This window comes from Flavobacterium plantiphilum (genome assembly GCF_046000495.1).
GTDB classification, from domain to species: domain Bacteria; phylum Bacteroidota; class Bacteroidia; order Flavobacteriales; family Flavobacteriaceae; genus Flavobacterium; species Flavobacterium plantiphilum.
Window position 1 is genome coordinate 293,248 of sequence record NZ_JBELQA010000005.1, and the last position, 26,550, is coordinate 319,797.

Sequence of the window (26,550 nt, forward strand, 5' to 3'; positions counted from 1 at the left end):
AATAATAAAGCGCTTTGGGAATTTAGTAGTTTCCAAAGCGTTTTTTTATTAGAATACAGCTTAATATTTATGAAAAAGAAATTTATTTTTGGAGTTATTGTTTTTGGATTTGTGCTTTTATCATGTAAAGAAGCTATCTGGAATAATAAAATTGAAATACAAAATTCAGATATATCCGTTGTTAATTCAGATTATGATAATGTTAAGGTTTCAGTAAAAGATTTGGCTTTTTATTTGCCCACATCAACAACTTCGCAAATTGTAGAACATAATTATTTTACGTTGTCTTACAACGAAAAAGCGGAACAGGCAGAGTGGGTCGCTTATGAATTAAAAAAAAGTTACATTAAGAATAGTGATTTTAAACGTCCTTTTTTTATTGAGGATCCTAAAGTGAAAACTAAATCAGCCGATTGGAGAAATTATAAAAAGTCAGGTTTTGATAAAGGTCATTTATGTCCGGCTGCCGATATGGAGTTTAATATCGAGGCGTATAATGATACTTTTTATACTTCGAATATAAGTCCTCAAAATCATGATTTTAATGCCGGAATCTGGAATAGACTGGAACAAAAAGTACGGTTTTGGGCAGTTGAAAATAACGGGTTAATTATAGTGACAGGCGGCGTTTTAAAAGGAAGTTCAAAGTCTGTTGGGAAAGAAAAAGTAATTGTTCCTGACTATTTCTATAAAATTCTTTTGAAGTATTCTAAAGGAAATTACAAGATGCTGGCTTTTCTGATTCCTAATAAAAAAAGCAGTAAGCCAATTTACGATTATGTGGTTTCAGTTGATAAATTAGAAGGTATGACCGGAATTGATTTCTTCCCAAAATTAGATGACAGTATAGAGAATGATTTAGAAAAGAATGTAAATCTTACTTCCTGGATTGCTAAATAACCGTATTAATTTAAAGTAGTATTACCACTCATTTACTTTATTAGCATCCATTTTAAGGAAAATAAAAAGCAGAATCGTAAATCCCCATAATCCGGAACCTCCGTAAGAAAAGAAGGGAAGCGGAACTCCGATAGTGGGGAAAATTCCAATAACCATCGCAATATTAACAAAAAAGTGAATAAATAAAATTCCGGCGGTACAATAACCATATACCCGGCTGAATTTCGTTTTCTGCCTTTCGGCCAAATATATAATTCTTAAAATTAAGGTTACAAAAAGCCCTACAACAACAAGTGAACCAATAAAACCCCATTCTTCTCCTACTGTGGTGAAAATATAATCAGTATGCTGTTCCGGTACAAAGCCGCCCTTGGTCTGAGTTCCTTCCAGAAAGCCTTTACCAAACCAGCCTCCTGACCCAATAGCAATTTCCGACTGGTTGGTGTTATAACCAATTCCTTTTAAGTCGACGGTTTTACCAAGCAGGATATTAAAACGGTCTCTATGATGCTGTTTGAAAACATTGTCAAAAACATAATCTACAGATAAAACAAATCCTGACATTAGGACAAAGAGAATACTGCTCGCTACAATATTTCTATCTGCCAGTCTCGATTTAAAATAGACAATAATAGTAGTTAGTAAAGCAAATAATATAACATATACAGGTTCAAATATCAAGGTGAATACAAATAACAAAATGGCTATAAATCCTGTCCAGATATACCAGGCAGGTAATCCTTCTCGATATAAAACAATAAGAATCATACAATAAATTAAAGCACTTCCCGGGTCATGAGGAACGATAAGTAAGATTGGTAAGCCCAGAATGCAAAGCACCTGAATTTGTCGGTTTGTGTCTTTTAGATTAATCTGGCTGTCACTTAAATATTTTGCTATAGCAAGGGAAGTAGCTGTTTTTACAAATTCGGAAGGCTGAATACCAAAAGAACCAAAAGAGTACCAGTTAGTCTGTCCTTTAATCGTTTTACCAAAAACAAATAATCCGGCGAGAGATAATAATCCTATTATGTAAATAACGCTGGCATATTTTTCATAAAATTTTCCATCAACAGCGAGAATAATAAAGATCAAAGGAATAGTCAATAAAATAAATATCAATTGTTTTTGATACGTATCTTCGATAGAGGATAGTGATGAAGAGTAGATGTTTAACCACCCCATTATCACTAATGCACTATAGATGATGATACATATCCAGTCAATATTTTTCTTTACACTTTGATTTTTCATTTGTAAAAGAATCTCTTAATTATTTTTTTTGGTGGTATCAGTTACCGTATTTGTTTTAACCTCTTTGTATTTACGCAGGCTTGTACTGTCTTTCGGAGTGGTTTCTATAGCACTGGCTTCATTCATTCCTCCTAATTTAGCATATTGATCTTTTAAACTTTTCTCAAAAATTCTTTTTTCTAAATCTATTCTGCTGATTTTTTTTCTCAAATATTTTTCAATCATCAGGCTGGCAATTGGACCTGCTATAGAAGCTCCAAAGCCTCCGTTTTCTACTAAGACAGCTATAGCGATTTTGGGATTATCTTTTGGTGCAAAAGCAACAAAAATAGAATGATCCTGTAATTGGACTCTTTTACCTCCAATCTTCGCAAAGTTTTCTGCGGTTCCTGTTTTTCCGCATATATCAATACCATCAACTCTTAACGATCTCGCGGTTCCTAAATTGTATACGTCAAATAAACCGCTTATTATAGGTTTATAAAATTCTTTACTTATAGTAGTTACATGCTTTTCTCTGAATTTTGGATCAATAGCACCGCCTTTTATTTTTTTGATGATATGAGGAGTGTAATAATAACCTTCATTAGCTACAGTGGCCATCATATTAGCTAGTTGAATTGGGGTCATCAGGACTTCACCTTGTCCAATAGCATTAGATACAATGGTAGTACTTCTCCAGCCTCCATTAGGATAAATGCGTTTGTATGTTTTAGAAGTAGGGATATTTCCTCTTCTTCCTGTAGGCAAATCATATCCCATGAATTGCCCCAAACCAAAACTTTTAATATGATTGCTCCACACATCTACGGCATAAGAAGGCTTCACATATTTATTAATGGTTTTCATATATGCTGTAGCAAAATAAGAGTTGCAGGACTGGTATATTCCTCTGTGAAGTTGTAATGCACCACCCTGACAGTGACATCCCATAAATCGTCCTCTGGCGTAACTAAAACCGTGATGGCAAGATACAGTGGTGTTTTCGTCAATAACACCTTCCTGAAGTGCTGCTAATCCTGTCAGTATTTTAAAAGGAGAACCTGGCGGATATTCGGCTAATAATCCTCTGTCATATAATGGTTTTGCAATAGAATCATAATACAATAACGTATAATTTTTAGAACGCTGTCTTCCCACTAAAATAGAAGGGTCATAAGAAGGTGCGGTTACTAACGCCAGAATTTCTCCAGTTTTAGGTTCTATCGCCACAATACCACCTCTTTTATTGACCATTAATTGTTCTCCATAACGCTGAATTTCGGCATCAATAGTCAGATTGATATCTTCTCCCTGGACTGCAATAGTGTCATATTTGCCTTCTTTGTAAGAACCTATTAGTCGATTATATTTATCTTTCTGGAAATATTTAACTCCTTTTATACCGCGAAGAATTTCTTCATAATATTCTTCAACCCCTTGTTTACCTATTAAGTCACCACTTTTATAATAGGGGTGTTTTTCAATTACTCTTTCGTTTACCTGAGTGATAAAACCAAAAATATTGGCGCCAAAATCTACTTCATAATCCCGAAGCGAACGTTTTTGAAAATAGAAACCTTCAAATTTTCGAATTTTTTCCTGAAAAGCTGCAAATTCACTTTTGTTTAATTGAGGTAAAAATACCGAAGGAAGTCGCGGACTGTAGATTTTTGCTTTAGCAATTTTTTCTAAAAAATCTTCTTTTGTAACATCCAGTAATTTGCAGAATTCTAAAGTATCCAGATTTTTTATTTCTCTGGGAATCACCATAATGTCGTAAGAAGGCTGATTAGCTACCAGAAGTTTTCCGTTTCGGTCATAAATATATCCTCGTTCGGGGTATTCATATTGTATTTTTATAGCATTATTCTCCGATTTTAATTTGAAAGTATCATTGATTACCTGCAAATAAAAAATCCGAATTAGTAGCAAAATTGCTGCAATGATAATGATTGATGGCAGCAGAAGTTTTCTCATCGTTTATTGGGCTTAATAAGGTATATTATAATAATACAACTAATTATTGTAAATACAGTACTCAGTAAGGTTCTAATCAGAATGTCCCAAATGAAACTAACCTGAAATGCCTCTAAAATGAAAAGGGTAAAATGATGAATTACCACGGCGAGGAGGATAAATGAAAACCTTTCTGGTGTTAATGATTCGTTTAATTTAATGGTTTGGTATTCATAACTCACACCAAAAGCAAATTTAAATAAATAGGGTCTGTAAAAAGCTAAAATAAGACAGGCTGTAGCATGAATTCCTCCTGAATTAGAGAAAAAATCCATTGTTAACCCCAGTAAAAAACTGCTTATTAACAGAGATGCTCTGTTAGAATTTACAGGATATAAAATAATGAACAGAATGTAGGGTAAAGGCATTATGTAACCTAAGAAAGTCATATTGTTAAATATGATAATCTGTACGGCTAATAACAAAATAAACCGAAAAATATTGACTAACAAAGTGCTATTCATCTTTTTTACTCGTTTTTTCTAAATTATTAACTTCATCTCTGTCTTTACTTTTAATAATGTAAACATGACCTAAATTAGTCATATCATTAAATAATCGGATATTTAATGTGTAATAGTTAGTAACAGAATCAATATAAATATTATGGATTGTACCAATGTTAATGTTCTCAGGAAAAATAACCGACTGTCCTCCGGTTACAATTGTATCCCCTTTTCTGACAGATGCTAATCGGGGAACGTCTAATAACTGAACGAAACCAGTGTTTTTTCCATTCCAGGTCAATGAACCAAAATGATTTGATTTTTTAATCTTAGCGTTAATTTGTGATTTAACGTTCAGAATGCTTATTACCGTGGAGTATTTAGGAGATGTTCTGTCTATGATTCCTACAATCCCCAAGCTGTTTATAACTCCCATATCCGCCTTTACACCGTCGTTTGAGCCAGAATTTAAGGTTAAGAAGTTTTCGTGTGTATTATAGGTGTTGTGAATTACTTTTGATACCAAAACGTCTTCCGGAGCAATATTTTTCATATTTTCCAGTCGTTTTACGGTCAAAGTATCCTTCATGTTGAAGAGAACACTTTTAAGTCTGGCGTTTTCAAGTGCCAAAGCATCGTTTTCTGTTTTCAGATTTAAATATTCAGTAATATTATTTATCTTTTCATAAACACCGCCCGTTAAAAAATTTGCAGAACTGATAATTCTGCTTTTATGGTAAGAATGAGACTGTATCGTAAGCAAAAGCGAAACGCATAATAACAGCAAAAACAGTAGTCTGGTACTGTTTTTGAATATAAAATTGAATATTTGCTGCATTCTCTTATTTGATTATTGATTTCAAAATAGGCTCTGGTGTTTAATTGCTGAACTGTTATAGTTTATAAATTAAATAAATCTCTTATTTTATTAAGATGCTTTTGAATTTTCCAATATTTTTCAGTGCCATTCCTGTTCCTCTTACTACTGCTCTTAAAGGATCTTCTGCAATATATACAGGTAAATCTGTTTTTTGAGAAATACGCTTATCAAGACCTCTTAGCATAGAACCACCACCTGCAAGATAAATTCCGGTATTGTAGATATCAGCAGCTAACTCCGGTGGGGTTTGAGATAACGTTTCCATTACCGCATCTTCAATTCGCTGGATTGATTTATCTAAAGCTTTTGCAATTTCTCTATAAGAAACATCTACTTGTTTAGGTTTACCAGTCAATAAATCTCTTCCTTGTACAGACATGTCTTCAGGAGGAGTTTCTAAATCTTCAATGGCAGCTCCAATCTGGATTTTTATTTTTTCAGCTGTACTTTCACCCACAAATAAATTGTGTTGGGTACGCATATAATAAACAATGTCGTTAGTGAAAACATCACCGGCAATTTTTACCGATTTATCACATACAATTCCGCCTAATGCGATTACAGCAATTTCAGTTGTACCACCTCCAATATCAACAATCATGTTTCCTTTTGGCTGCATGATGTCTATACCGATACCGATTGCAGCTGCCATTGGCTCATGAATCAGGTATACTTCTTTTCCGTTTACGCGTTCACAAGATTCTTTTACGGCTCTCATTTCCACTTCAGTAATTCCGGATGGAATACAAACCACCATTCTTAATGCCGGTGTAAACATTTTCTTTTTTAATGCCGGGATGCTTTTGATAAACATATTAATCATCTTTTCAGAAGCATCAAAATCAGCAATTACACCGTCCTTTAAAGGCCTTATAGTTTTAATGTTTTCATGAGTTTTACCTTGCATCAGGTTGGCTTCTTTTCCAACAGCAATGATTTTGCCTGAGATCCTGTCACGGGCAACGATAGATGGACTATCAATAACTACCTTATCATTGTGAATGATTAGTGTGTTTGCGGTACCAAGGTCTATCGCAATATCCTCGGTCATGAAATCAAAAAATCCCATAAGTTTTTTAGGGGTTTAAAAGTTATAAATTAGGAGCGTACAAAGTTAGTCAAATTAATGTTTAAAATGACGTGTTCCGGTAAATACCATTGCCAAATTATTTTCGTTGCAATAGTCGATGCTTAACTGGTCTTTAATTGATCCGCCTGGCTGAATTACTGCTGTAATACCAGCTTCTTTTGCAAGAGCTACACAGTCCGGAAATGGGAAGAAAGCATCACTTGCCATAGACGCTCCTGTTAAATCAAATCCAAAATGTTTTGCTTTCTCAACTGCCTGTTGTAATGCGTCTACTCTTGAAGTTTGTCCTGTTCCGGATGAAATTAAAGTCCCGTTTTTAGCAAAAACGATTGTGTTTGATTTGGTGTTTTTACAAATTTTAGAAGCGAAAATTAAATCTTCAATTTCCTGTTCTGTCGGACTTGTAGTGGTAACGGTAGTTAAATCTTTTTTATTGTCCGTAATGTTATTTCTTTCCTGAATTAATAATCCGTTAAGACAGGTACGAACTTGTTTTTGTGGTAATTCAACATCATTTTGAACCAGAATAATTCTGTTTTTCTTTTCTTGTAAAATTGTTACTGCTTCAGCATCATACTCAGGAGCAATTACCACTTCACAGAATAATTTATTAATTTCAGTAGCTGTTGCCACATCAATTTTAGTATTTGAAATTAAAACGCCTCCAAATGCAGAAGTTGGATCGCAGGCTAATGCTGCTAAATAAGCTTCACTAATAGTGTTTCTGGAAGCTAATCCACAAGCGTTATTGTGTTTTAAGATAGCAAATGTAGGTCCGTCAGTTTTGAATTCGTTAATCAAATTAACTGCCGCATCTACATCTAATAAGTTATTGTATGATAATTCTTTTCCGTGTAATTTTTTGAACATAGCGTCAAAATCTCCAAAGAAAAATCCTTTCTGATGTGGATTTTCTCCGTAACGCAATACCTGACCGTCAGCAATACTGGCTTTATAGATAGTTTCATCAGTATTAAAGTAACTAAAAATCGCTCCGTCATAATGTGAAGATACATGGAACGCTTTAGTAGCTAATAATTTTCTGTCTTCCAGAGTAGTTGCTCCGTTTTGTTTGGTAATCATGTCTAAGAACAAAGTATATTCGTTCATAGATGGTACAATTACAGTGTCTTTAAAGTTTTTAGCGGCTGCGCGAATCAATGAAATTCCTCCGATATCAATTTTTTCAATAATATCTTGTTCACTTGCTCCGGATGCTACTGTTTTTTCAAACGGGTACAAATCAACAATAACTAAATCAATCTGCGGAATGTTGAATTCCTGCATTTGTTGAACATCACTTTCATTGTCCTGACGGTTGAGGATTCCTCCGAAAATTTTTGGGTGTAATGTTTTTACTCTTCCGCCTAAAATTTCAGGAAATGCAGTAATGTCTTCAACAGCTACAACAGGTATGCCTAAATTTTTTATAAAATCTTCTGTTCCTCCTGTAGAGTAAAGAGTTACATTTTGACTGTGTAAGAATTTAACAATAGGCTCAAGACCTTCTTTCGAGAAAACCGAAATTAATGCAGATTGAATTGTTTTAGATGTGCTCATGAATAGTTTTAATTATAAAATGCAAAAGTAGTTTTTTAATGTGAAAATTAGCTATCTGAAAATAAGATAATTTATATTTAGTTAACTTTTTTTAAATCTTAGGGAAATAGCTGTATTTTATTATGTTAAACCAATTTTATATTAGGTTTTTGAATAATATTTACAGAATTTTACCTTCTTAAAAATGGTTTTTTTATGTTACTATATCTTCGATTGTTAAAAGAAAGCTTTGCATTTGCTATCAATGCATTGCGTAATAATAAACTGAGAACCTTACTTTCGTTGCTTGGAGTCACCATTGGTATTTTTTCTATAATAGCCGTTTTAGCGGCAGTAGATTCATTAGACAGAAAGATTACCAATGATTTAAGCGGCCTGGATAAAAATACCATTTATTTAATGAAATTTTCTTTTGGACCTTCTGATATTCCAAAATGGAAAAGAGAACAATTTCCTAATGTGAAATATGACGAATATATTTATCTGAAGGGTACAATGACCAATACAGCCGAGCTGGGGTATCAGATATTTACAAAAAGTGAGACAATAAAATATGATTCGAAATTGGTGAGTGATGTTAATATTGTTCCTGTTTCCTATGAATTTGTAGATATTGAACGTCTGGAATTTGAAAAAGGAAGGTTTTATAATGAGGCAGAAGGAAATTCAGGAGCTAAGGTGGTGGTGATTGGGAGCGAAATTGCTACTACTTTGTTTGATGGTGTAGATCCAATAGGGAAAGATGTTCGGTTGTATGGGCAGCGTTTTACAGTAATAGGGGTGCTGACTAAAAAAGGAGCTGGACTTTTTGGTGACAGTAATGATTCTTCGGCTTATCTTCCGGTTAATTTTATAAGGCAAAAGTTTGGGGATAATAATACTTCTTTGACTAATGTAATTGTTTTTAAGCCTGTAGATGGTGTAGATATGGAAGCTTACAAAGCTGAGATTTCGCAAAAATTACGTGCTTATCGTGGTATTAAAGCAGGGGAAATGGACAATTTTTTTATCAATGTTTTCTCAGGATTTACTGATTTTATTGATGGGATTATTGGAAGTATGAAATTAGGAGGCTGGGTTATCAGTGGATTTTCACTATTGGTTGGTGGATTCGGAATTGCAAATATCATGTTCGTTTCGGTAAAAGAGCGTACGCATTTAATAGGAATCCAAAAATCATTAGGGGCGAAGAACAGGTTTATTTTATTCCAATTTTTATTCGAAGCGATAATTTTATCTGTAATCGGCGGTGCAATTGGTTTATTGCTGGTTTGGGGAATTGCTGTTGGTTTAACAAAAGCATTAGATTTTGAATTTGTATTGGGTATGTCTAATATTCTTTTAGGAACTGGATTAGCTGGAATCATAGGTTTGATTTCTGGAATTTTACCGGCTATATCAGCATCACGGTTAGATCCTGTGGAAGCGATTAGAACAGGAATGTAGTTTTAATTTTAGATTGCAGAATTTAGATTTCAGAGTCATTGAGAGTTCCGATAGCTATCGGAACGAAGCAATCTCATTATCAAATTCCGCCTAGTTTGAAATTTTTTGTAGGTACAAGCAAGATGCTTATACGTGTTTTTGGGTTGTTAGTTTGACTTAAAAGAGAAATTAATTTTAGTCTTATCCCATTTAATTTCATCTGAATAATAGTATTTCTCGGTTTTTTTGTAGTGAAGCACTGTATCTTCTTCTTGTGTTGTTCTTCTAATGAGATAGGTTGGAATTTTGTTGTGTTTTAAAAAGTCTAAGAAAGCGGTGTTTTTTATAGTGTCATTTTGTGATGCAATAATTAAAATTTGTCTGCCTTTTTCTTTTGATAGAATGTTTTCGTTTAGAAAATCAATTAAACTATTTTGAGGGATTTTGATAATATCTTTTGGTTTAATTCCAAGAAAATCAGGAATAGTGTCGTTCTCATGACCATAGCTACATAAAATCTGAATGAATTCTTTTTGGTAAAAATAGAGGTTGTTGTTTTTGTCAATAATGAGTTGATTGTCTGAATAAAATATTTTTTGTGGAGGCGGTGGTGGTTTTATTTTACTTTTTTTATCTATAGAATCATAGTAATTTTGAAGTTTTTTGTCTTCATAAGAAATAATGTAAGAGTTTCTTTTTGGTGCAATCTTTTCTTTTTTAATACAATTTGCAAAAAGCAAACAAACAATAATTCCTATAACTATTCTTTTCATATTCGAATGATTTAAAATAAAGATAAAAAAAAATCGCATCCCGATAGCTATCAAGATGCGATTTAATATGTTTTATGAAACTTGAAAAACTATCTAATTTCATTATTTTGAATCAAATCAATATACAAGTTAATCTTGTCTTTCAATTCTTTTCTTGGCGTGATAAAGTCTAAGAAACCGTGCTCTAAAAGGAATTCAGCCGTCTGGAAACCTTCCGGTAAATCTTTACCTGTAGTATCTTTAACAACACGTGGTCCGGCAAAACCAATTAAGGCACCGGGTTCCGCAATGTTGATGTCTCCTAACATAGCGTAAGAAGCAGTTGTTCCTCCGGTAGTTGGATCCGTACACAAAGAGATGTAAGGTAATTTAGCTTCGGAAAGTTGAGCAAGTTTAACAGATGTTTTAGCCAACTGCATTAAAGAATAAGCAGCTTCCATCATTCTGGCTCCTCCTGATTTAGAAATCATAACAAATGGTAATTTGTTTTTGATGGCATAATCAATTCCTCTGGCTATTTTTTCTCCTACAACAGCTCCCATAGAACCACCAATGAAGGCAAAATCCATACAGCAAATTACTAAATCTTTTCCTTTGGATTTACCCACTCCGGTACGTACTGCGTCTTTTAGTTTGGTTTTATCCATAACATCTTTCAGGCGATCCTCATATTTTTTTGTGTCAACAAAATGTAAAGGGTCTTTAGACGTAATGTTTGGGTCTAATTCGGTAAATTCATTGTTGTCAAATAAGATTTCGAAATAAGTAGCACTGCCTATTCTTACATGGAAACCATCTTCCGGACTTACAAATAAGTTGCGTTCCAGTTCATCAGCATCAATAATTTTACCTGTAGGAGATTTGTACCAAAGCCCTTTTGGAACATCCATTTTCTGTTCGGTAGGAGTTGTGATTCCTTTTTCGTGTCTTTTAAACCAAGCCATTTTTTTAGATTTTAGATTTTAGACTTTAGGTTTTAGATTTTAGACTATATGAAATCTAAAATCTACAACCAGAAATCTAAAATTATAGTGTATTTACATTATTCAAGTCAGCAAATGCCTGCTCAAGTCTTGCATTGAAAGTTACTTCTCCTTCACGCAACCATTTTCTTGGGTCATAATATTTTTTATTTGGTGCATCAGCTCCGGTAGGATTACCAATCTGAGTTTTTAAATAATCAAGGTTGTCTACCATGAAATCACGAATTCCTTCAGTGAAAGCAAATTGTAAATCGGTATCAATATTCATTTTGATTACTCCGTAGCTGATTCCTTCTCTGATTTCTTCAAGTGTAGAACCTGAACCACCATGGAAAACAAAATCTACCGGATTATGTCCTGTGTTGAATTTTGCCTGAACGAAATCCTGGGAATTTTTTAAGATTTTCGGAGTTAATTTTACGTTTCCTGGTTTGTAAACACCGTGAACGTTTCCAAAAGCTGCAGCAATTGTAAATTTAGGACTTACTTTAGAAAGTTCTTCGTAAGCATAAGCTACTTCTTCCGGTTGTGTGTACAATTTTGAACTGTCAACATCAGAGTTGTCAACACCATCTTCTTCACCACCTGTAATTCCAAGTTCGATTTCTAATGTCATCCCAATTTTGCTCATTCTTTCTAAGTAAGTTTTGCAAATTTCGATGTTTTCTTCGATTGGCTCTTCTGATAAGTCAATCATATGAGAACTGAATAATGATTTTCCGGTAGCAGCGAAATGTTCTTCAGATGCATCTAATAAACCATCAATCCATGGTAATAATTTTTTTGCGCAGTGGTCAGTATGCAAAATTACAGTTGTTCCGTAAGCTTCTGCTAAAGCGTGGATGCTTTTAGCTCCTGCAATTGCACCTGCAATAGCTGCTTTTTCTCCTGTATTAGAAAGTCCTTTTCCTGCATTGAATTGTGCTCCTCCGTTAGAGAATTGTATGATAACCGGTGCGTTTAATTTTGCAGCTGTTTCAAGAACTCCGTTAATTGTGTTAGATCCTGTGACGTTTACAGCTGGAAGTGCAAAGCCTTTTTCTTTTGCGTAATTAAAGATTTCCTGTACCTGATCTCCAGTTGCTACACCTGCTTTAATGTTGTGTGCCATTTTGTTTTTTGTTTTTGTTAGATTTTAGTTTTAGATTGCAAAAATAAGAATTTATTAGCATTAGAACGGATAATTTATTCCAAAATTTAAAACTGAGTTCCCAAAATTGTAGTCTCTAAACCATTTTTTACCTGATTCATCGGCGGGATTATAGGTTTTGAAACCAAAATCAAATCGGACAACAAAAAAGTTTAAATCATATCGAAGACCAAATCCGGAACCTAATGCAATATCTTTTAAACTGGAAAAATTATTAAAAGTTGATTTCTCATCGGTGACATTGTCAAAAACATTCCAGATGTTTCCTGCATCCGCAAATAATGCACCTTTTAAATCACCTAAAATTTTAAACCTGAATTCGGCGCTTGCAGCAATTTTCATATTGGCTTCGTTAAAATCATTTGTGGCTCCACTTCGTCCCGGTCCTAAACTATAAGGTTGCCAGGCACGGTTATCATTGGAACCTCCTGAAAAATAACTTCGGGAAAACGGAATATAATCAGAATTACCAAAAGGGATAGCTATACCAAAAAAACTACGTACCGCCAGTACTTTTTCATGACTCAGATCCCAATGTTTGATATAATCGAATTCTGTTTTAATGTATTCCGAATATTCTAAATCAAATATTTCGCGGTTTCCATTTTGATTCTTTTTTAAATTGGCAGCATTTCCTATTAATGATAAAAGAGAACCGGCCGATTCTATTTTGGTTTTGAAAAGATAGAAAGTGTTGTCGGCTAAATCTGTTTTTGTGGTTTTGCTGAATGAAAAATTAGTGGCCAAAATAAAATCATTTTCAGTCAGTCGCACTCTTCTTTCCTCAATACTTCTCACTTCTTTTAAATCGTTGTCAGATGGTATGAAATTTTGATTTCCGTCTAAAACATCTCTTGTAAAAGCTTTTGTTCCGGATTCTATTATCAGATCATTATTTTCGTTGAAATAGCTGCTGTCTGCATTGTAGTTTTGTGCAATTTCATTTAAAGCATTGTAAGAGGAGCCGTAGACATTAAAATAATTAGATGAATTTAAATTACGTACAAACTGAACATTAAAAAGGTCAAAACGGGCAGTATTGTACCTTTTGGGATTCCAGTTGTATGAAAAAGTTCCTGTGAAATTTTCTTTATCTAATCCGATATTTTTTTGCGTAGCATAACCTATACCAATCAATGTTGATGGAATCATGCTTTTAGGTATTATTTTTTCCGTAGAAAAAGGCATAAATATTCTTGGAAAATTTAATTTGAAGTCAACACCATATTCTGATACGTTGAAAAACTGATTGTTTGGATTGGCTAAATCTCTGGATGAACCAATGTTTGCTCTTGTGGAAATTTCGAATGTTTCAGCTCCATTAAAAATATTTCGGATACTAAGAGAAGGACTAAATGAAATTCCAATATCCTGAATGTTAGAATGTGTTAAGTCAAATGAAGCCTGAAAACTATATTTTTTTCTGGGTGTTAAATAAATTTTAGCAATAAGAGAATTGTTAAGACTGTCTTTTTTATCTACTTCATATTGAATACTTGGCGGATTAAATATTTTAAGATTGGTTAAATACCGTGATGTTAATACGGTTTTGTAATCGGCAAAAACGGTTCCTTTAGTGATAAAAATAGCATCAGTTATAGCATATGGTTTGTATTTTAATTTGTCACGGCTGTACAGGTTGAAATTTTGGTACGTAGTACTGTCAGTTATGTTTTGCTTGCTGGTATTTGGCAGATAATCCGTATAAATGTCTACACTACTGATTTTGTATAATTTAAATTTTTCTGTTTTCGTAGAATCTTTATCCTGATAGCTGTAGTCGCCGATATTTACATTTACATTCGCTTTGTTTTTCTTACCGATGGTGTCAATGTCAAAAATAATAGAAGTAGGCTGAAAATAATAAGCGCCATGATTTCTGAAATAAGTGGTAAGACGGTTTTTTTCTTCAGTAAAATCGGCTGTTTTATATTGATTTCCTGACTTTATAAGAGCATCCTCTTTGGCGTTATTGTATAGCGAATCTAAGTCCGGTGAACTGATAGTTGCCTTTATTGAGTCCAGGAAGTACGCTTTATTCGTTGTAATGCTGTATTTTATTTTACCTCTTTTCTCACTGATAATATCTTGTGTGTAACTGGTTTTAACATCAAAAAAACCATTGTTAAAATAATAATACCTAAGTCTGGAAAGTGATTTTTTAGTTTTTGCAGTGTCAATAATTACTGGCGGTTCACCAGTGTTTTTTAAAAATTCATGAATTCCGCTGTAAAAAAAAGATTTTCCTAACCGGTCTACTTGTTTTGCTGATAACCATTTGGCTTTTCGTTCGTATTTTCCGGGGTTATTCGTGAATTTTGCCTGATAAGTAGAATCAGGGTTTAAATTAGCTAAATTATATAAATTCAATCGCAAACGAAATCCCAGTAAGGTTCCGTTTGGTTTTTGATACAATTGGTTGTGAGCATCTTCATCATTAGTTTTTTTGCCATTTACTACAATCTGATTCCTTAAAAGTAGTTGTTTGCCGTCCGGAACTCTTTTTTCAGCGTTACAGGCAGATATAATTATTCCTATTAGAATAAATAGTGATATTTTTGTTGAAATTTTTTTCAAGAGGTCTAAAATATTTAATTCAAAAGTACATATTTTTATGGTTAGTAAAAACCAAATAAAACTTATAACTAGTTTACAGCAAAAAAAGTATCGGATTAGTCATCAATTATTTTTTGCAGAAGGTGTAAAGGTAATTCAGGAGCTTTTAGACTCAAATTTTGAACTGGAACATTTGTATACTACCCAATATGATTTTGAAGAAGTTTCAGGGACTAAAAAATCGTTGATTCATGAAAATGATCTGAAAAAAATTAGTGCGCTGGCAACTCCTAATAGTTGTTTGGCCGTTTTTAAAATACCTCAGGAAAAAGAAATAGCTACTTCGGGTTTGATAATTGCTTTAGACGATATCCGGGATCCGGGAAATCTAGGAACAATTTTACGTTTGTGTGACTGGTTTGGAGTCCGGCAGGTGGTTTGCTCGAAAGAAACAGTCGATATTTATAATCCAAAAGTGGTTCAGGCGACTATGGGTTCTATTACAAGAGTGAATGTAGCCTATGTTGATCTTGAGCATTATATTGCAGAAACTGATTTAACCGTTTTTGGTACTTTTATGGATGGAGAAAATATTTATCAGAGTAATCTGCCTCAGCAAGGAGTTATTATTATGGGAAATGAAGCTAATGGTATATCAGAAAGAGTTGAAGAATTAATAGGAAAACGGATTTCAATTCCGCGGTTTGGTGATTTACAAAAAACAGAAAGTTTAAATGTAGCTACAGCAACTGCAATTGTATTGAGTGAGTTTAAACGAAATTTAGCTTAGTGAAAAGTGAAGTTAATAAAGATAGCTCTGCTTTTAAGAGATTCTATATTTCCTGTCCACGGGCTATTAGGGTCATTGTCCCGGATAAGTTCATCTTTTAGGCTAAAACAACCTCTTATTGAAGGTGAAAAAATAAAATACTCTGAGAAAAAGTCAATTCCAAAACCTAATTCATAATTAGTACTCCAGGATTTTACTCGGAATTTTTGCTGCTCGTTATCGTCAATAGATTTTGAATTTGAAGATAAATTAAGAGTAGTTGATAATCCTCCTAAAATATACGGACGTATATTTCCTGTTCTCACAGAAGAGAATTTTAGCAGTAAAGGAAAATGAATGTATGTACTGTTCACATCTCTTACAGCATCAGTTTCATTAGTAAAGTTGGGATAATGTAATGTTCTTTTAGTATAATACAAACCGGGTTCGAATCGCAGATTGATGTATTCCTGCAGTTTTAAATCAGCTACAACTCCCACATTAAATCCCGTGGTTTTTTTTACCTGAATATCCGGACCTACGGTTTTGTAATCAATTTTGAAATCAAAGGAGTTAAAACCTAAATAATATCCAAAATAAAGTCGCTGTTTTTGAAAATTTTCCAAATGGATAATAGGATTTTTACTAAACATTCCTTTAGATTGTGAATATCCTAAAAAACTAAGCAGGAATAAAGTAAAGACAGCTGTTTTTTTCATGTAATTAACTTAGATTATTTTTTTGATGCTACATAAATAGTGGCAACTCCAAAAGTTTGTGGCATTGCTTTTACATCTATAAACCCAATTTTTCTTAAAATATTGTTTAATGTTTCACCATATGGAAATGCAGCTGCGGATTCAGATAAATAACCATAAGCAACATTGTCTTTAGAAAATAATTTACCAATAAGAGGAAGGATGTTTTTGGTGTAAAAACGGTATCCCTGCTTGTAAGGGGTTTGGTCAGGAACTGATGTTTCCAGAATGACAAAAGTTCCATTTGGTTTTAAAACACGTAATATTTCAGCTAAACCTTTTTCTAAGTTTTCAAAGTTTCGGACACCGAATGCAACTGTGATGGCGTCAAAATAATTGTCGCCGAAAGGAATGTTCTCTGAGTCGCCAAGAATCATTTCGATTCTGTTGGATAGATTTTTCTGAGCAATTTTTTTTACCCCTACTTCTAGCATTCCTGCTGAAATATCCAGACCTGTAATTTTTTCGGCATTGGTGTTGGCCATTAAAATAGCTAAATCACCTGTTCCTGTAGCAATATCTAAGATGGTTTTAGGTTGGCTGTCCGTAACTATTTTTAAAACTTTCTTCCTCCATTTAATATCAATTCCAAAAGAAATAACGCGATTCAGGTTGTCATAGTTTCCTGAAATGGTATCAAACATTTGTGCTACCTGCTCTTTTTTACCTAATTCAGAGTCTTTATAAGGGGTGATATTTTTTGACATTTTTTAAATTTTCACAAATATACTATAATGCCTTTTAAATTAGAACTCAAATTGATTTTCAATTTACTGTTCATATGATTCATTGTGTGAATTTGTTTGCAAATATCACTAAAAGTGGGTATTGTACGACTGATTTATAATGCAGAAGTTTACTGCATGATTTTGTTTACAATAATTAATAAGGAATTAATGATTCAACTCAGATGGCTGTTTTTTGCGTTGATAGTTTCATTTGTTCTTGTCAGCTATTTTGATGGTGCCGTTTTATATAAAAGCGGTAATTTAAAAGAAACGCAGAATACGTTCTTAGGATTAAATTTGTTTTTGGAAATTTTTATCTTTATTTCCTTTAGTACCTTTGTGGTATTTGGTATTAAGGGGTTTTTTGAGATGTTTTCTCAAAAGATTGCAAACAAAATCATTTTCCTTTCGGGGATGAGTTTGGTGTTTGTAAATTTGATATTATTATGTCAGATTGTCTTTCAGGAATAGAACATTTTTTTCTAAATTATTGTAGCAAATAAAAAAACACCTCTTATTGTGGAGGTGTTTTTTGTTTTCTGATATATGTTTCAAAACTGTAGTCATAAAGGTGTTTTTCATCTTTAGATTGAAATTCTTTATGAGTTAATTCCCAGTCTTCCGGATTTATTTCGGGGAAAAAAGCATCTGCATCAAAGTGATGATGTACTACCGTGAGTTCAATTTTATCGGAAAAAGGAATGGCTAATTTATAAATTTCTCCTCCGCCAATAATAAAAGACTCTTCGTTTTCAGGACATTTTTCAATAGCTTTTTCAATACTGTCAACAATTATACAGCCTTCTGCCTGATAATCGTTTTGCCGGGTTATTATAATATGTGTGCGGTTAGGAAGAGGTTTTGGAAAACTCTCAAAAGTTTTTCTTCCCATTATAATATGATGTCCCGTAGTCAGGCTTTTAAATCGTTTAAAGTCATTAGGTAAATGCCAGATTAATTGGTTGTCTTTTCCCAGAGCCTTGTTTTCAGCAGCAGCTGCAATCATTGTAATCATTAATGCTTATTTATAGTAGGATGTTCTTCGTTTAATTGATTGCTTAATTCGTCAATTTTTTGTTGTTGTCTGGCAACTAAACGATCGATTTGTTCTCTTTCCCAATTCTTACTCATAAAACGATCGGTTATAAAAACTTTTATAAAGTGTAAAATAAATAAAAATAACCATGCTGTAATTAACCAGATATGCCAATTTGCATTTTCATTAAAGTGAAAAACTTTTGTCGATACAAATAAAAAGATGCCTGCTAAAAACAATAAAACAAAATGAAAATAAACCCTTTTTTTTTGTTTTATACGTTTTCTGGCATATTCGTATAATTCATGTTGATCTGATTTCATAGGCTGCTTTTTTTTTGACTATAAAGATAAAATTTAATTTGGAAATGCTTGTTAGCGCAGGAGAATAAATAGAATTTAGCTTTATGCTTTTTTGTTTTTTTAAAATTTAATCCTTCAATATTTGCTTAATTTGCTAGTTTTTAACATTTTATTAAGTATTATGCTAAATCGTTCTTTTGAATGTTAAAACTTCAATTAAAATGTTTTACTTTGTTTCATAAATCTAAAAATGAAACAGTTATGTCAATTAAAAAACAATTTATAAAATCAAAACCAGTTTGTAAAGTTACATTTTCTATTGAGGCAAAAGAAGCTGCAGAAGTTTCTGTTGTAGGCGATTTTAACAATTGGAATCCTGAAGCAGGTACTTTAAGTAAATTGAAAAATGGTACTTTTAAGGGAGTTTTTGATTTAAATAAAGATACCGCTTATGAATTTAAATATTTAGTTGACGGTAAATATATCAACGAAAGTGAAGCGGATTCTTTTAAGTGGAACGAATTTGCAGGAGCTGAAAACAGCGTTTTAGAGGTATAATCTAAAACGCTTTTTTTATACCGCTACGTTTCCTTTTATGGTCTCGTGAGGTTCATAGCCCACGAGGGTAAAATCATTATAGCTGAAATCAAAAATGTCTTTTATTTCGGGATTTAAAATCATTTTTGGTAATGGTTTTGGTTCACGTGATAACTGCAATTCGATTTGTTCAAAATGATTGTTGTAAATGTGCGCATCACCAAAAGTATGGATGAATTCACCCGGTTCCAGATCGCATACCTGTGCAATCATCATAGTAAGTAAGGCGTAAGAAGCAATGTTAAATGGAACACCCAAAAAGATGTCAGCACTTCTTTGATATAGCTGGCAGGATAATTTGCCATTGGCTACATAAAACTGAAAAAAGGCATGACAGGGAGGTAAAGCAGCTTTATTGTTAGCTACATTTTCTTCAAAAGATTTTGTGGTATCCGGTAATACCGAAGGATTCCATGCTGAAACCAGCATTCTGCGACTGTTAGGATTTGTTTTTAATTCCTGAATTAAATCCGAGATCTGATCGATTTCTTCACTATTCCAATTACGCCATTGGTGACCATATACAGGACCTAAGTCTCCGTTTTTATCCGCCCATGCATCCCATATTTTTACTCCGTTTTCTTTGAGATAACTAATGTTTGTTTCCCCTTTAAGAAACCACAGTAATTCGTGTATAATAGATTTAAGGTGTAATTTTTTGGTAGTAACCATTGGGAAACCTTCGCTCAAATCGAAACGCATTTGATAACCAAAAACACTTTTAGTTCCTGTTCCTGTACGGTCACCTTTCTGGCAGCCGTTTTCCATCACATGTTTTACTAAATCTAAATATTGCTTCATTACTAATGTTGATTTGGTTATTGCTAATTTTGGTTATTCGAATTAACAAATAACCAAATTATCCATTATGATTCTCTTTTTGAAATTTCGTCTCTTATTTTTGCGGCTTTTTCATAATCTTCCTGTTCAACAGCCTGAATTAATAAATCATTTAATTCCTGAAGACTGTATTTGATGTAAGCTCTTCCGCTTTCTGCTTCGCCTGTAAAAGATTCCGGATTGGAAATAATGTCATCCATTTCCTGATTTTCTTTATCGGTTTCTGAAGGATTTGTTTTAAGATAAATACCGGCTTTGTCCAGAATATTTTTATAGGTAAAAATAGGAGCGTTAAAACGAAGGGCTAAAGCTATAGCATCAGAAGTTCGAGCATCTATAATCTCTTCAATTTTATCTCTTTCGCAAATGATACTGGAGTAAAATACGCCATCAACAAGTTTGTGAATGATAACTTGTTTTACTACAATGTCAAATCGCTCAGCAAAATTTTTAAACAAATCATGGGTTAGCGGACGTGGTGGTTTTATCTCTTTTTCTAAAGCAATAGCAATGGATTGTGCTTCGAAAGCTCCTATTACAATAGGTAATTTTCTCTCGCCGTCTACTTCATTCAAAATCAAAGCGTAGGCCCCATTTTGTGTTTGGCTGTATGAAATTCCTTTTATGGATAGTTTGACTAAGCTCATAATTGTTGAAATGAAAAATGTAGGTTTTTTTGTTTGAAATTATTTTCCGGCTGCAATATTAATTAAAAAATCTGCCAATAAGCAAAGATACAACTATCTTATTTTACTGGGCAGAATTTTTAGATTGAAAATAGTATTATGAGTTTTGTGCTTTGAATACCTTTAGTTTTTCAATTAATTCAGGAACAACCTCAAATGCATCACCAACAATTCCGTAGTCAGCCACTTTAAAGAAAGGAGCTTCAGGATCTGTATTGATAACCACTTTTACTTTTGAAGCATTGATTCCTGCAATGTGCTGGATGGCTCCGGAAATTCCAACTGCAATATACAAATTAGTAGCAACCGGTTTTCCTGTTTGTCCTACGTGTTCAGCATGTGGTCTCCATCCTAAGTCTGAAACTGGTTTAGAACAAGCTGTTGCAGCTCCTAAAACAGCAGCTAAATCTTCGATTAAGCCCCAGTTTTCCGGACCTTTTAATCCGCGACCGCCGGAAACTACAATGTCGGCATCAGCAATAGCAACTTTTCCTGATGACTTTTCAACGGATTCTGTTTTTATTCCAAAATCATTGTCTCCAATGTTTGGACTGAATGTTTCTTCAGTTAAAGCTGATGCGTTTTCAAAAATCCCATAAGAGTTTTTAGCTAAGCCAATTACTTTTACATCGGTATTGATTTCGGTTATGTTGAATGCTTTGTTAGAAAAAGCATTTCTTTTTACCTGAAACGGGCTGGTGCTTACCGGTAGTCCAACCACATTTGATGCAAATCCGGCTTCTAAACTTACCGCCAGTAAGGAAGAAAGATAGATGCTGTTTGTGCTGGAAGAAAGAATAACAAGTTTTGTATTTTCCTGTTGAGCAGCTTGTTTTATAACGTCAGCGTAAGCTTTGGCGTTAAATTCAGTTAATTTATCGTTGCTTACTTTTAATACTTTGTCTACTCCGTATTTAGATAATTCAGAAACATTTTCGATGTTTACCGTTAAAGCAGTAACAGTTGTTCCAAGGGATTCAGCTACTTTTTTAGCATAGGAAGCAATTTCAAAGGCTACTTTTTTAAATTTTCCTTCGGCTGATTCGGCATATATTAATATTGACATGATGATTTCAGATTTCAGAATTTAGATTTCAGATTTCAGAATCTGGAAACTAAAAACTCGATTTATATTATATTTTAAATTAAGGATTAAGAGAAGTTTTAAACTGCAGTTTGCAATCTAAAATCTGCAATTTAAAATCTTAAATAACCTTTGCTTCGTTGTGTAACAAATTAATTAATTCGTCTAAATTATCTACAGAGACCATTTTGATTGCTGATTTTGGAGCTGGTTTTTCAAACTTTACCGCTTTTGTATTTACAGTAGCTTCAATCGGTTCAACAACATTTAAAGTTTTTGTTCTGGCAGTCATAATACCTCTCATATTCGGAATGCGTAAATCTTTTTCTTCAACAATACCTTTTTGCCCTCCAATGATTAATGGTAACGAAGTTGTGATGGTTTCTTTTCCGCCATCAATTTCACGTACAGCTTTTACATTTGAACCATCAACAGTGATATTGATACATGAATTCAGGAAATTATATCCTAAAATTCCGGCAACCATTCCCGGAACCATTCCTCCATTATAATCTAAGGATTCTTTTCCTGCGATGATTAAATCATAACCGCCATTTTTGATTACTTCGGCTAATTGTTTAGCAACAAAAAAACCATCGGTAGGCTTAGCGTTGATACGAATTGCGTCATTAGCTCCAATGGCTAAGGCTTTTCTTAATGTAGGTTCAGTTTCCGGTCCGCCAACATTTACTACAGTGACAGTAGCTCCTTGTTGCTCCTGAAACCAGATGGCACGTGTTAGTCCGAACTCATCATTTGGATTGATAACATATTGTACGCCGTTAATATCAAATTCAGTATCAGCGTTAGTAAAATTAATTTTTGAGGTAGTATCAGGAACATGACTGATGCAAACTAGTATTTTCATGTTTGGATATTTTATAATATTCGTAGATTGAATTACAAAATTAGAACAATATTTCGAATAATTAGTCATCAATAAACACTTACCAATGAAAGACCGTTGTTTTTTGTTGTTTTGAAAAGGAAGAAATAACAGTATAAATGCGGGATATTCACATACCAACAATAAGATGTTAGATTTTAGGGCGGATTATTTAAGTTAATTTATGCATTAAATGGTTTAAAATATTTATTTTTGCTCTTCAGAAAATTCAACATACAATATAAATATGAGAACAATACAATTTAGAGAGGCCATTTGTGAAGCGATGAGCGAAGAAATGCGTCACGATGAATCCATATATTTAATGGGCGAAGAAGTTGCAGAATACAATGGAGCATACAAAGCTTCGAAAGGAATGCTTGCTGAGTTTGGTGAAAAAAGAGTTATTGATACTCCAATTGCTGAACTTGGTTTTACTGGAATAGCAGTAGGTTCTGCCATGAATGGTTGCCGACCAATTGTAGAATACATGACTTTTAACTTCTGTTTAGTAGGTATTGATCAAATTATTAATAACGCTGCCAAGATGCGTCAGATGACAGGTGGACAATTTGATGTGCCTATTGTTTTTCGTGGACCAACAGCTTCTGCAGGGCAATTAGGAGCTACTCACTCTCAGGCTTTAGAAAACTGGTTTGCTAATACTCCTGGGCTTAAAGTAATTGTTCCATCAAATCCGTATGATGCAAAAGGACTTTTAAAATCTGCCATTCGTGATAATGATCCGGTGATTTTCATGGAATCGGAGCAAATGTATGGTGACAAAGGTGAAGTTCCTGATGGAGAATATGTAATTCCTATTGGAGTTGCTGATGTGAAAAGAGAAGGGACTGATGTAACTATTGTTTCTTTTGGAAAAATTATCAAAGAAGCATTTATTGCTGCAGATGAATTGGCTAAAGAGGGAATATCTTGTGAAATTATCGATTTAAGAACGGTTCGTCCAATGGATAAAGATGCTATCTTAAAATCAGTTAAGAAAACAAATCGTTTAGTTGTTCTTGAAGAAGCCTGGCCGTTTGCCAGTATTTCTTCTGAGATTACTTATATTGTTCAGGAACAGGCTTTTGATTTTCTTGACGCTCCAATTCAGAGAATTACAACTGCTGATACACCGGCACCTTATTCTCCTGTATTGTTGAAAGATTGGTTGCCTAATGCAGCTGATGTTGTAAAAGCAGTAAAGAAAGTAATGTATAAATAATACATATCAGATACTATTGAAGCTTCATCTTACGTTAGTTTGATGAAGCTTTTTTTTTAAATTTACTACATGGATAAGAAATACCTTTTTTTAGCATTATTTATATGCACTGTTTTTTCAAGCCTTTTTGCTCAGACCAAAGTGAGCGGTATAGTAGTTGATAAATCCAATCAGCCGGTTCCTTTCGCAAATGTAGTGTTGAAAGGAGCTAATTTAGGGGTAATGTCCAATGAAGATGGTCGCTTTTATATTGAATCTCCTAAGACTTTTACTACTCTGAAAGTTACTTCAGTAGGATTTTCTGATAGTGAAATCACGTTAGAAAAAGCCGTAAACTATAATTTTAAGGTTGTACTTAAAGATACCGAAGAATTAAAAGAAGTGGTTATCTATACCGGAAAAACTTCCAAAAAAAATAATCCGGCATTAGATATTCTGAGAAAAATTTGGGAACGAAAGCGAAAGAACGGATTGTACCAGTTTGATCAGTATCAAATGGAAAAGTATGAAAAAGTAGAATTTGACATGAACACTATTGATAGTGCTTTTATGAAAAGTAAACTCTTTAAAGGAATGGAGTTTGTTTTTAAGCATGTCGATACTTCTAAAGTTACAGGGAAAACTTATTTGCCTATTTTTATAAACGAATCTTTGTCAGATGTTTACGGAAGTAATAAGCTTAATAAGGTAAAAGAGAAACTGAAAGCTAACAAGAATTCCGGATTTAGTGATAATCAGCAAATTTTATCTTTTGTTAAAGATTTATATTCAGATTATGATATCTATAATAATCATTTAACTTTTTTTGATAAAAGCTTTACCAGTCCGTTATCTAAAACAGGAATTGATGTCTATAATTATGTACTGACTGACAGTGCTTTTATTGATAAAAAATGGTGCTACAATATTTTATTTTATCCAAGAAGAAAAAATGAGCTGACTTTTAAAGGAGATTTTTGGGTTAACGATACCACTTTTGCAATCAAAAAAATTAATATGGCAGTTACTAAGAGTGCTAATATTAACTGGGTCAAAGATATTTATATCGAACAGGAATTTGAGGTGCAAAATGATTCTGTTTTCTTGTTGACTCGTGATCATATGATGTCTGATTTTGCTTTAAATAAAAAAGAAGAATCAAAAGGAGTATATGGAAAACGAACTACTTTGTATCAGAATCATCAATTTAATATTGAAAAACCGGCTTCTTTCTATAAAGAAGAAGTCAATTTTATTGATAATGAGGTCTATAATAAATCCGATAGATATTGGGATGAAAATCGTTTTGAGAACCTGAATAAAGACGAAAGAGGTATTTATAAAATGCTGGATACCTTACAAACGGTAAAAAAATTCAAGCAATTATATAATCTGGTCTCTATACTGGGAAGCGGTTACATTCAGTTTGGGCATTTTGATTACGGACCTATTTTTTCGACATTTGGTTACAATGAAGTAGAAGGTATCAGAATCCGCACCGGAGGAAGAACGTATTTTGGTCCTAATGATCCCTGGAGACTGCAAGGATATACTGCTTATGGGTTTGATGATAATAAATTTAAATACGGATTGTCCGGAAAATGGATGATTGATAAGAAAAAGCGAATTATTATTTCAGCAGGAAACAGGCGGGATGTAGAACAAATAGGAGCAAGTTTGACCACTACGAATGATGTTTTAGGAAGAAGTTTTGCTTCATCTTCGTTATTTTCAACAGGAAATAATGGAAAGCTTACTAATATAAATTTGTCTAATGCAGCTGTAGAAATAGAGCCCGTTAAAAATTTGACTTTTCAAACCGGATTTTCATATAGAACTTTAGAATCGGCTTCAGATACTTTTAGTCTGGATTATTTTACTGATGCCTCACAAACGACAACCAGAAGTGATGTAAAACAATCCGAAGTAAATTTTCAGGTGGAATTCACCCCTAACAGAAAAACGATTGGTTACGGAGTAGAAAGAAGCAATGTAGACAGTCCTTTTAGTCGCTTTTTTATCAATTACAGTCATGGTTTTAAAGGTTTGCTGGATAGTGATTTTAATTATGATAAACTGCAATTGTATTACAAACAGCCAATAATCATAGGACCTTTAGGGCGAACTGATCTCACATTAGAATTAGGTAAAATTTACGGAACAGTCCCATTAGGATTGTTGAGTGTGATTCCGGGAAATCAATCTTACTTTACAATCGAGAATACCTTTAGTAATCTTAACTTTTATGAATTTGTTTCTGATCAGTATGCAACACTGCAATGGGAACATAATTTTCAGGGACGTTTGTTTTCCAGAATTCCTTTTATGCGAAAGTTAAACTGGAGAGAAATTATAGGTGCACGAGCCGTTTACGGAACTATTTCAGACGCTAACAGGGCTATAAATGCTTCCGGATTAACCTATGTAGCACCAGAAGATATATATTGGGAATACAGTGCCGGAATAGGGAACATTTTTAAAGTTTTCAGAATTGATTTTGCCTGGCGTGGAAATTATTTAAACACACCTGATACCCAACGATTTTCTGTAAAAGGTTCCTTCGGATTTTATTTCTAGATAAACAAAAAGTAAAAGAATAATTTGAATGTCTTTTAAATAGAAATGTTTTGCTATAAAAGAGGATT

At 33.4% G+C, this 26,550-nt stretch carries 25 protein-coding genes; 7 read left to right on the forward strand and 18 right to left on the reverse strand.

Annotation, left to right across the window (positions count from 1 at the left end):
* Nucleotides 1-69: 69 nt before the first annotated feature.
* Nucleotides 70-900, forward strand: coding sequence for a DNA/RNA non-specific endonuclease (locus tag ABS764_RS10595; protein ID WP_408081767.1), 831 nt, complete (start codon nucleotides 70-72; stop codon nucleotides 898-900).
* 21 nt (nucleotides 901-921) lie between these two features.
* On the opposite strand, the gene rodA is transcribed toward ABS764_RS10595, so the two are convergent.
* The 6 genes from rodA to purH all read right to left on the reverse strand — a co-directional run bounded on the left by rodA (nucleotide 922) and on the right by purH (nucleotide 8,128).
* Nucleotides 922-2,154 carry a rod shape-determining protein RodA gene (gene rodA / locus ABS764_RS10600; RefSeq protein ID WP_408081768.1) on the reverse strand — a complete coding sequence of 411 codons (1,233 nt, stop codon included), beginning with the start codon at nucleotides 2,152-2,154 and terminating at the stop codon, nucleotides 922-924.
* Nucleotides 2,155-2,169: 15 nt separating this feature from the next.
* Complete coding sequence (mrdA, locus tag ABS764_RS10605) at nucleotides 2,170-4,113, reverse strand: penicillin-binding protein 2 (protein ID WP_408081769.1); 1,944 nt, start codon at nucleotides 4,111-4,113, stop codon at nucleotides 2,170-2,172.
* Nucleotides 4,110-4,616 carry a rod shape-determining protein MreD gene (locus ABS764_RS10610; protein WP_408081770.1) on the reverse strand — a complete coding sequence of 169 codons (507 nt, stop codon included), beginning with the start codon at nucleotides 4,614-4,616 and terminating at the stop codon, nucleotides 4,110-4,112. Before ABS764_RS10610 ends, mrdA begins: the two co-directional genes overlap by 4 nt.
* Nucleotides 4,609-5,436 (reverse strand): rod shape-determining protein MreC, encoded by an 828-nt coding sequence (gene mreC / locus ABS764_RS10615; RefSeq protein ID WP_408081771.1) that lies wholly within the window; start codon nucleotides 5,434-5,436, stop codon nucleotides 4,609-4,611. The genes ABS764_RS10610 and mreC overlap by 8 nt, the downstream gene beginning before the upstream one ends.
* An 82-nt stretch (nucleotides 5,437-5,518) precedes the next feature.
* Entirely contained in the window at nucleotides 5,519-6,547 is a 1,029-nt protein-coding gene (locus tag ABS764_RS10620) for a rod shape-determining protein (RefSeq protein WP_408081772.1), read from the reverse strand.
* 54 nt (nucleotides 6,548-6,601) lie between these two features.
* Complete coding sequence (gene purH / locus ABS764_RS10625; RefSeq protein ID WP_408081773.1) at nucleotides 6,602-8,128, reverse strand: bifunctional phosphoribosylaminoimidazolecarboxamide formyltransferase/IMP cyclohydrolase; 1,527 nt, start codon at nucleotides 8,126-8,128, stop codon at nucleotides 6,602-6,604.
* A 195-nt stretch (nucleotides 8,129-8,323) separates the two neighbouring features.
* On the opposite strand from purH, the gene ABS764_RS10630 reads away from it, so the two are divergent.
* Entirely contained in the window at nucleotides 8,324-9,574 is a 1,251-nt protein-coding gene (locus ABS764_RS10630) for an ABC transporter permease (protein ID WP_408081774.1), read from the forward strand.
* Nucleotides 9,575-9,720: 146 nt separating this feature from the next.
* Here the strand turns inward: ABS764_RS10630 and ABS764_RS10635 are convergent, their stop codons facing one another.
* From ABS764_RS10635 to tamL, 4 genes are all read right to left on the reverse strand, one after another.
* Nucleotides 9,721-10,326, reverse strand: coding sequence for a hypothetical protein (locus tag ABS764_RS10635; protein ID WP_408081775.1), 606 nt, complete (start codon nucleotides 10,324-10,326; stop codon nucleotides 9,721-9,723).
* Nucleotides 10,327-10,415: 89 nt separating this feature from the next.
* On the reverse strand, nucleotides 10,416-11,270 hold the full coding sequence (gene accD / locus ABS764_RS10640; protein WP_408081776.1) for an acetyl-CoA carboxylase, carboxyltransferase subunit beta: 855 nt from the start codon (nucleotides 11,268-11,270) through the stop codon (nucleotides 10,416-10,418).
* 82 nt (nucleotides 11,271-11,352) lie between these two features.
* A complete protein-coding gene (fbaA, locus tag ABS764_RS10645; RefSeq protein ID WP_408081777.1) occupies nucleotides 11,353-12,420 on the reverse strand; it encodes a class II fructose-bisphosphate aldolase in 1,068 nt (355 codons plus the stop codon).
* A 60-nt stretch (nucleotides 12,421-12,480) separates the two neighbouring features.
* The gene (gene tamL, locus ABS764_RS10650; protein WP_408081778.1) at nucleotides 12,481-15,036 is read right to left on the reverse strand and encodes a translocation and assembly module lipoprotein TamL; all 2,556 of its coding nucleotides are present in this window, start codon (nucleotides 15,034-15,036) and stop codon (nucleotides 12,481-12,483) included.
* 37 nt (nucleotides 15,037-15,073) lie between these two features.
* On the opposite strand from tamL, the gene ABS764_RS10655 reads away from it, so the two are divergent.
* Entirely contained in the window at nucleotides 15,074-15,805 is a 732-nt protein-coding gene (locus tag ABS764_RS10655) for a TrmH family RNA methyltransferase (RefSeq protein ID WP_408081779.1), read from the forward strand.
* Here the strand turns inward: ABS764_RS10655 and porT are convergent.
* Both porT and ubiE read right to left on the reverse strand, forming a co-directional pair.
* Nucleotides 15,802-16,503, reverse strand: a complete 702-nt coding sequence (porT, locus tag ABS764_RS10660) for a type IX secretion/gliding motility protein PorT/SprT (protein ID WP_408081780.1) — start codon at nucleotides 16,501-16,503, stop codon at nucleotides 15,802-15,804. The genes ABS764_RS10655 and porT overlap by 4 nt on opposite strands.
* 14 nt (nucleotides 16,504-16,517) lie before the next feature.
* Nucleotides 16,518-17,249 carry a bifunctional demethylmenaquinone methyltransferase/2-methoxy-6-polyprenyl-1,4-benzoquinol methylase UbiE gene (gene ubiE, locus ABS764_RS10665; RefSeq protein ID WP_408081781.1) on the reverse strand — a complete coding sequence of 244 codons (732 nt, stop codon included), beginning with the start codon at nucleotides 17,247-17,249 and terminating at the stop codon, nucleotides 16,518-16,520.
* A gap of 189 nt (nucleotides 17,250-17,438) precedes the next feature.
* Here ubiE and ABS764_RS10670 point away from each other — a divergent pair, with 189 nt between their 5' ends.
* Nucleotides 17,439-17,741 (forward strand): hypothetical protein, encoded by a 303-nt coding sequence (locus ABS764_RS10670; RefSeq protein ID WP_408081782.1) that lies wholly within the window; start codon nucleotides 17,439-17,441, stop codon nucleotides 17,739-17,741.
* A 43-nt stretch (nucleotides 17,742-17,784) separates the two neighbouring features.
* On the opposite strand, the gene ABS764_RS10675 is transcribed toward ABS764_RS10670, so the two are convergent.
* Together ABS764_RS10675 and ABS764_RS10680 are read right to left on the reverse strand one after the other, a co-directional pair.
* Nucleotides 17,785-18,285, reverse strand: a complete 501-nt coding sequence (locus tag ABS764_RS10675) for a dihydrofolate reductase (protein ID WP_408081783.1) — start codon at nucleotides 18,283-18,285, stop codon at nucleotides 17,785-17,787.
* Nucleotides 18,285-18,629: a 2TM domain-containing protein gene (locus ABS764_RS10680; protein ID WP_408081784.1), complete on the reverse strand. Its 345-nt coding sequence runs from the start codon at nucleotides 18,627-18,629 to the stop codon at nucleotides 18,285-18,287. The genes ABS764_RS10675 and ABS764_RS10680 overlap by 1 nt, the downstream gene beginning before the upstream one ends.
* A 240-nt stretch (nucleotides 18,630-18,869) precedes the next feature.
* Between ABS764_RS10680 and ABS764_RS10685 the strand changes: the two genes are divergently transcribed.
* Complete coding sequence (locus ABS764_RS10685; RefSeq protein WP_408081785.1) at nucleotides 18,870-19,166, forward strand: isoamylase early set domain-containing protein; 297 nt, start codon at nucleotides 18,870-18,872, stop codon at nucleotides 19,164-19,166.
* 15 nt (nucleotides 19,167-19,181) lie between these two features.
* Here the strand turns inward: ABS764_RS10685 and ABS764_RS10690 are convergent, their stop codons facing one another.
* The 4 genes from ABS764_RS10690 to ABS764_RS10705 form a co-directional block, all read right to left on the reverse strand.
* Nucleotides 19,182-20,006, reverse strand: coding sequence for a thymidylate synthase (locus ABS764_RS10690; protein ID WP_408081786.1), 825 nt, complete (start codon nucleotides 20,004-20,006; stop codon nucleotides 19,182-19,184).
* Between the two features lie 65 nt (nucleotides 20,007-20,071).
* Nucleotides 20,072-20,692 (reverse strand): bifunctional nuclease domain-containing protein, encoded by a 621-nt coding sequence (locus ABS764_RS10695; RefSeq protein WP_408081787.1) that lies wholly within the window; start codon nucleotides 20,690-20,692, stop codon nucleotides 20,072-20,074.
* Between the two features lie 136 nt (nucleotides 20,693-20,828).
* Complete coding sequence (locus ABS764_RS10700; protein ID WP_408081788.1) at nucleotides 20,829-21,797, reverse strand: electron transfer flavoprotein subunit alpha/FixB family protein; 969 nt, start codon at nucleotides 21,795-21,797, stop codon at nucleotides 20,829-20,831.
* A gap of 139 nt (nucleotides 21,798-21,936) precedes the next feature.
* Complete coding sequence (locus ABS764_RS10705) at nucleotides 21,937-22,683, reverse strand: electron transfer flavoprotein subunit beta/FixA family protein (protein WP_408081789.1); 747 nt, start codon at nucleotides 22,681-22,683, stop codon at nucleotides 21,937-21,939.
* A 265-nt stretch (nucleotides 22,684-22,948) separates the two neighbouring features.
* On the opposite strand from ABS764_RS10705, the gene ABS764_RS10710 reads away from it, so the two are divergent.
* Both ABS764_RS10710 and ABS764_RS10715 read left to right on the forward strand, forming a co-directional pair.
* On the forward strand, nucleotides 22,949-23,926 hold the full coding sequence (locus ABS764_RS10710; RefSeq protein ID WP_408081790.1) for a pyruvate dehydrogenase complex E1 component subunit beta: 978 nt from the start codon (nucleotides 22,949-22,951) through the stop codon (nucleotides 23,924-23,926).
* Between the two features lie 69 nt (nucleotides 23,927-23,995).
* Entirely contained in the window at nucleotides 23,996-26,482 is a 2,487-nt protein-coding gene (locus tag ABS764_RS10715; protein WP_408081791.1) for a DUF5686 and carboxypeptidase-like regulatory domain-containing protein, read from the forward strand.
* Nucleotides 26,483-26,550: the final 68 nt, after the last annotated feature.